9 protein-coding genes and 1 tRNA gene are annotated in these 5,064 nt (G+C 65.5%); 4 read left to right on the top strand and 6 right to left on the bottom strand.

Annotation, left to right across the window (positions count from 1 at the left end):
- Nucleotides 1-150: 150 nt before the first annotated feature.
- Nucleotides 151-226: transfer RNA gene (locus AC1D15_RS17610), tRNA-His, on the top strand.
- 183 nt (nt 227-409) lie between these two features.
- Nucleotides 410-532 carry a hypothetical protein gene (locus AC1D15_RS17605; RefSeq protein WP_477826992.1) on the top strand — a complete coding sequence of 41 codons (123 nt, stop codon included), beginning with the start codon at nt 410-412 and terminating at the stop codon, nt 530-532.
- A gap of 45 nt (nt 533-577) precedes the next feature.
- Here AC1D15_RS17605 and AC1D15_RS17600 read toward each other — a convergent pair whose 3' ends face one another.
- The 3 genes from AC1D15_RS17600 to AC1D15_RS17590 all read right to left on the bottom strand — a co-directional run bounded on the left by AC1D15_RS17600 (nt 578) and on the right by AC1D15_RS17590 (nt 2,209).
- Nucleotides 578-709, bottom strand: coding sequence for a hypothetical protein (locus AC1D15_RS17600; RefSeq protein ID WP_477826991.1), 132 nt, complete (start codon nt 707-709; stop codon nt 578-580).
- Nucleotides 710-1,008: 299 nt separating this feature from the next.
- The gene (locus AC1D15_RS17595) at nt 1,009-2,013 is read right to left on the bottom strand and encodes an extracellular catalytic domain type 1 short-chain-length polyhydroxyalkanoate depolymerase (RefSeq protein WP_477826990.1); all 1,005 of its coding nucleotides are present in this window, start codon (nt 2,011-2,013) and stop codon (nt 1,009-1,011) included.
- Between the two features lie 19 nt (nt 2,014-2,032).
- Nucleotides 2,033-2,209, bottom strand: a complete 177-nt coding sequence (locus tag AC1D15_RS17590; RefSeq protein ID WP_477826989.1) for a hypothetical protein — start codon at nt 2,207-2,209, stop codon at nt 2,033-2,035.
- A 255-nt stretch (nt 2,210-2,464) separates the two neighbouring features.
- On the opposite strand from AC1D15_RS17590, the gene AC1D15_RS17585 reads away from it, so the two are divergent.
- Nucleotides 2,465-2,779 carry an IS66 family transposase gene (locus AC1D15_RS17585; protein WP_477826988.1) on the top strand — a complete coding sequence of 105 codons (315 nt, stop codon included), beginning with the start codon at nt 2,465-2,467 and terminating at the stop codon, nt 2,777-2,779.
- Nucleotides 2,733-3,242, top strand: coding sequence for a hypothetical protein (locus AC1D15_RS17580; RefSeq protein ID WP_477826987.1), 510 nt, complete (start codon nt 2,733-2,735; stop codon nt 3,240-3,242). Before AC1D15_RS17585 ends, AC1D15_RS17580 begins: the two co-directional genes overlap by 47 nt.
- Here the strand turns inward: AC1D15_RS17580 and AC1D15_RS17575 are convergent.
- The 3 genes from AC1D15_RS17575 to AC1D15_RS17565 form a co-directional block, all read right to left on the bottom strand.
- The gene (locus tag AC1D15_RS17575; protein WP_465114666.1) at nt 3,226-3,609 is read right to left on the bottom strand and encodes a VOC family protein; all 384 of its coding nucleotides are present in this window, start codon (nt 3,607-3,609) and stop codon (nt 3,226-3,228) included. The two genes, AC1D15_RS17580 and AC1D15_RS17575, sit on opposite strands and share 17 nt — an antisense overlap.
- Before the next feature lie 274 nt (nt 3,610-3,883).
- Nucleotides 3,884-4,828: an AraC family transcriptional regulator gene (locus tag AC1D15_RS17570; RefSeq protein ID WP_477826986.1), complete on the bottom strand. Its 945-nt coding sequence runs from the start codon at nt 4,826-4,828 to the stop codon at nt 3,884-3,886.
- 21 nt (nt 4,829-4,849) lie between these two features.
- Nucleotides 4,850-5,064, bottom strand: a 215-nt coding sequence (locus tag AC1D15_RS17565) for a hypothetical protein (RefSeq protein ID WP_477826985.1), incomplete at its 5' end; no start/stop codon positions are given.

Genomic DNA, 5,064 nt, shown 5'->3' with positions numbered 1-5,064 from the left:
CCTACTACACCGCGCTGAAGAGCCGCTACAAGGTCGACGTGCACCCGGGGACGGCTGCGGCTGAAGCGGCTGCGGCGAGCGGCACGAGCAACTGAGCGACCCACTGGTCGAAGTGGCCTCCAGGTGAGGCTATAATTCGCGATTCCGGTGGTGGCTGTAGCTCAGTTGGTAGAGTCCAGGATTGTGATTCCTGTTGTCGTGGGTTCGAGTCCCATCAGCCACCCCACCAGATCCCAGAGGAGCCGCAAGGCTCCTTTGTCGTTTCAGGGCCTGCCGGCGGCGGCGCCTGCGATGAACGTGTCCGAAAGCGGCCGGCGGCTTCGCCGGTGACGTGCATCATCCGCGGCTTCCCCACATCGAGTGGAGAAGCTCGAACCGGTACGGCGAGAAGCTCGTCTCGTGGTGCGGCGTGGACAAGATGACGCTCGAGAACGGGCGGATGCGCGAGGAGATCGTCTATGTGGATACCGCGCCGCTGCAGGCGCTGAGGATGGGCCTGGCGTTGCAGCCTCTGATCCACGTGCCGCGTTGAGCGCGCCGAATGCCGATCCTCATGACGGTTTCGCGCCGATGAGGGTCAACGCGTCAGCGACAGACCCACCGCCAGCAGGGTCGCCTGGACGGCCATGGCAATGTAGAGCGGGGTGCGGGAGGGCGTGGCAGCGTGCTGCAGCGTCTGGTCGATGCGCTGCCCGAGCAGTGCGCGCAACGCTGGATCAGGCGCTCCGGGTGCGACGGCAGCGCTCAGCAGCGCGGCTCTGCTGCCATTGCGCCGTCAGGTCGGCCAGCGGCAGGCGGTTCACCGCGAACAAAGAATGGRTTCGCTGGCGCGGCTTCGGCATTTGTTGCTGCCCGGAATGTGATCGACTGCGGATTCGCCGCGGCGGGGCTCGGGCGAATGGTGCGGGCTCGACGGGACGCCTGAGGGGGCCCGCCGACCAACTCTCCGACCGCTACGCGCGCGGGCAAGAGTCGATCGGACTGGCGCTGATGCACGGAACGGCCGAACTACCTCTGTCTCCCGAACTGCTTCGCAGTGAATGCCCATGCCATGCGCGAGGCGTCAGGACCCTTCCTGTCGCTGAAGTGCTGGTTGGCCGCACCGCCGCTCCACGCATGCGCCAAGCATTCCACCTCGACGAGCGTGGCCACAGTAGCGCCCTGACGCTTGAAATCGATCACACGCATGGGGTGCCTCTTTCCGCGCTGAACATTCCTGCCGGAGCCCGGAACGGCGCCCGCGGCATTCGCCCAGACCTGCGCTGCAGCGCGTCCATTGCTGGGTGCCACCACGGCGTCCGAATCTCCATGGATTACCAGGAGCGGAGGCCACGCGAGACTTGTCGTGCCCGGGCTCGCAGGAAGCGGCTTCGTCGCTCGCCGACCATGCATGGCGCCTACCGCTGACAGCGGAGAAGAGGCTGTGCCGGGCGGAATTCCGGAGTGCATCGTCACGGCCTTGAATCGCTCCGGGTGGCGCGTGACAACCAGTGCGGCCATGCTCGCGCCCGCTGACAACCCCACGATCCCGATCCGCTCTCTGTCTGCGGAGTAGAGAGTGCACGCCAGGTCGAGCGCTCGCATGATCAAGGTCACCTCGCGGTGTGCGCGGCCCGACTTGGTATCGAACCAGTTCCAACAACCTTGTGGATTCGACAGACGATCCTGCTCCGGGTACAGCACGAGGAATCGTTCGCGCGCAGCCACCACATTCATCCGTGTGCTCGCGGCGAAGGTCTTCGCGTCCTGGTGGCAGCCGTGAAGCATCACCATCAGCGGCAAGCGTTCGCCAAACGTGACGCCCGGCGGACGAAAGAGCCTGAACTGCCGCACACCGGCCGGGCCCATGGCTATGCCGGCGAGCCAGTCGCCGGTGCCGGCTGGAGCCCGTCCCTTTGCCTGCACCGGCTTCAGCGCCTCCTTCATCGAGTGCGTGCCGGCGTGCATTGAGAGGCGCGTCAGCGTCGACAGATTGCGGGTCCAGAGCCCGGCCCATGAAGTTGATCGCTTCACGCTTGCTGCCCCATGTGCGCTACCGCCTTCTCTTTCGCTTCGATGCGGGAGCCTTCGCCATCGCGTCGGCCCAGATGGTGAACATGTCGCTGGCGGTCTTGTTGACGGCAGTGGTCGTTTGACGCTTCGCTTCGGCAGCGATGCGAGCGCGCTCGCTGTTGACCACCGAGTTGGCTCCGCTGAGCCACATGCTCATGAACGGGTTCTTCTTGAGCCAAGGATTGGACATCGATATTCCTTTCTGACAGCCGCACCGCGGCCGTTTCGGTTGTCTCATCTGTTCGGAGTTCGCGGGCCCGAGCGCTGCTGGATCGTCGGCAGGAGTCGCCAGCAATATTGGTTGAGGAGGTGTACGCAACCTGTCGGACTCGAGGCCTTTGTGACGTAGGCAGTCAGGCTGTGTGGTGGTCGTGCGACCGACGTAGGTTGTAGACGACTCGCCGATTTACCTATGATGGCGAACCACAGCAGCGCGCTGGCCGAGCAGGCCTTGAAGCTCTTCGGCGTCCTGTACGACGTCGAGCGGGAGATCAAGGACTTGCCAGCCGATGACCGGTTGCGGATCCGCCAGATCAAAACGCGCCCGGCGGCCGATCTACTGCACGCCTGGCTGACCGCCAACCGTCGGAAGGTGCCCGACGCAACGGCCACCGCCAAGGCGATGGACTACAGCGCTCAAGCGCTGGACAGCACTGACGCGCCTCATCGACGATGCCGACTTGAACACCGACAACAACCGCCTGGAGAACCTGATCCGACCGATTGACGGGTCAGGCGGTGTTCATAGACGGGAAAAGAACGCTGCTGCCACGAAAAGAAGCACTCCACCACCGGCAACCATTGCGACGACGGCCATTGCGCGGCGGACAAGACCGATTCGGCGCCAAACCAGTACGCCGGCGAGACCAAAGCAGCACACTCCAAGCGCCCAAGCAGGCACCACCACAAATGACGTGATCAGCAAGTGTGGATCGCGACCCAGCCGCCAAAGCACGAACAGCACGAGCGACCCCGCTGCCGCGATGAGCCCGCCGAGAATGGCCACGACAATGGCTGCCAAGCGGGGGACGTTGGTTGAGTCGTCGCCATTTCCAATAGTGGTTGGGCCTCGCCTCGACCGAGGGGTCAGGCCGCAGCTTGTGCGCGCGGCGTGTGCATCACGTGGTCTTTTCGCGGAGGCCAAGGTCTCCGGTACGGCGGAAGGCATGCGCCTCATTCGAGCGCACTGACCATGACGTAGTAGCCGTCAGGATCGCGCAGCGCGAACTCTTGAGTGCCGGTGGAGGGGTTCATCTTGGGCCCTTCCTCAAGTTGACCGACAAGGGCCCTGGCGCGTGACAGCGCCTCGCTGAAATCATCGACTCGAAAGAAAAGCAGCAGCCCATTGCCAGGCTCCGCTCGATCGGGGCTGGTCAAGGTTGGGTGATCGTGGGCTCCCCACTTGTGGAGACACAGCAACACCGTTCCGTCCGTGTCGAGGATTTGGCCGAAGTAGTCATGAGCCGGCGCCGATTGCGGTTGACCGAAGAGTGATTGATACCAGGCAAAGCTGTGAGCTACATCAGCAACGCCAATGATCGTCCAGGTGCGCTTCATCGGTTCCCCTTCTAGCCGGCTGGGGCCATTCGACCATGCGGCACGAGCGGCCGCAACCGCCGAAAGCTGTCATCGGCAGATCCGAGTGCCAATCCCGCCGGAACGGCGGATCCCCTCCGGCGTCGCGGCCCACGCGAGGGGCAGCCGGCCCGGAGAGGAATCGAGGGAAGAATCTGCACAATCGAGCCAAGCTCGAACCGGTACGGCGAGAAGCTCGCCGCTGATCCACGTGCCGCGCTGAGCGCGCAGCGTGCCGGCCCCGTCAATACGGGCGTCATGGCCGATGGACTTGCGAGCGCAGCATTCCCGGCGGCACGCCGAACAGGCGCTTGAAGGCGCGGCTGAACGAGGCTTCGGACTCGTAGCCCAGGCGCTGGGCGATGTCCGCGACAGTCGACCTGCCATGACGCAGCCATGCGCCGGCCACGTGCATGCGCCAGTGCGCGAGATAGCGTGCCGGTGACAGGCCCACTGCGGTGGTGAAGCGTTCCGTGAAGACCGAACGCGACAGGCCTGCGATCTTCGCCAACGCCACCACCGACCAGAAATGACCCGGCTGTCGATGGATCGCCGCCAGCGCCCGGCCGATCGGCGCGTCCCGCGCACCCGCCAGCCATCCCTTCAGCTCTCCGGCGTGAGTCTCGGCCCAGCCGCGCACCATGGCGGTCACCACCGCATCGGCGAGCCGCGCCATCATGGTCGCGGCGCCGACACGCTGTGCGGCCACCTCGGCCGCCATCAGGGACAACAGCGTGGGCAGCGCCTGGTCATTCGCGTCGGCACGCCGCAGCACCAGCACCTCGGGCATCAGTTGAGTGAGCGGATGCACGGCCGGCTCGTCGAATTCGAGCGCGCAGCAGACCATCAGCGAACGCGCACCGCCACCACCAGCGCGCATGTTGTGCGTGGTCGGGCCGATCGAATCCTGGTCGAACTCCTCGAGCGGCCGGGCGGGCGTGGTGGGCGCGTCGGCAATCGCGTGGCCCGTGCCTCGCGGCAGCAGTGCCACGTCGCCGGGACCGATCCGGAAGGGCTCCTGCGACGGCAGTCTCAGCCAGCACTCGCCATCGACCACGAAGTGGAAACACACGCCGTCCTGACGCGGGATCTGGACGCCCCACGGCGCCGTCATGTCAGTGCGGCAGTACGACGCGCGCACCAGCCGCAGATCCTGAAGAACGGGGCTCAGCAGATCGAGGTCGGGTCGGGAGGCGCTCATGGGTGGGGAGTTTGCGCCGGGTCACGGCCCGGTTCGCGTGTAGACCGCGCGCGTGGCGAGCGCCTCTGCTTTTCCTGGTGGCGTGAAGTAGAGCTCGATGACGTGGCGGTCCGGGCCTTCGATGCGTATCAGCGTGCGCATCGGGACCGTCTTGCCGACGAAGGCTTCGCCCGCGACGCCTTGGTCGACGAAGCTGCCGAACAGGTCAATGCGTGTCTGCGGCCCCGATCCGGTGC

It is taken from the genome of Rhizobacter sp. P2_H2 (assembly GCF_056403375.1).
This window is presented reverse-complemented; position numbering and strand designations above follow the sequence as displayed.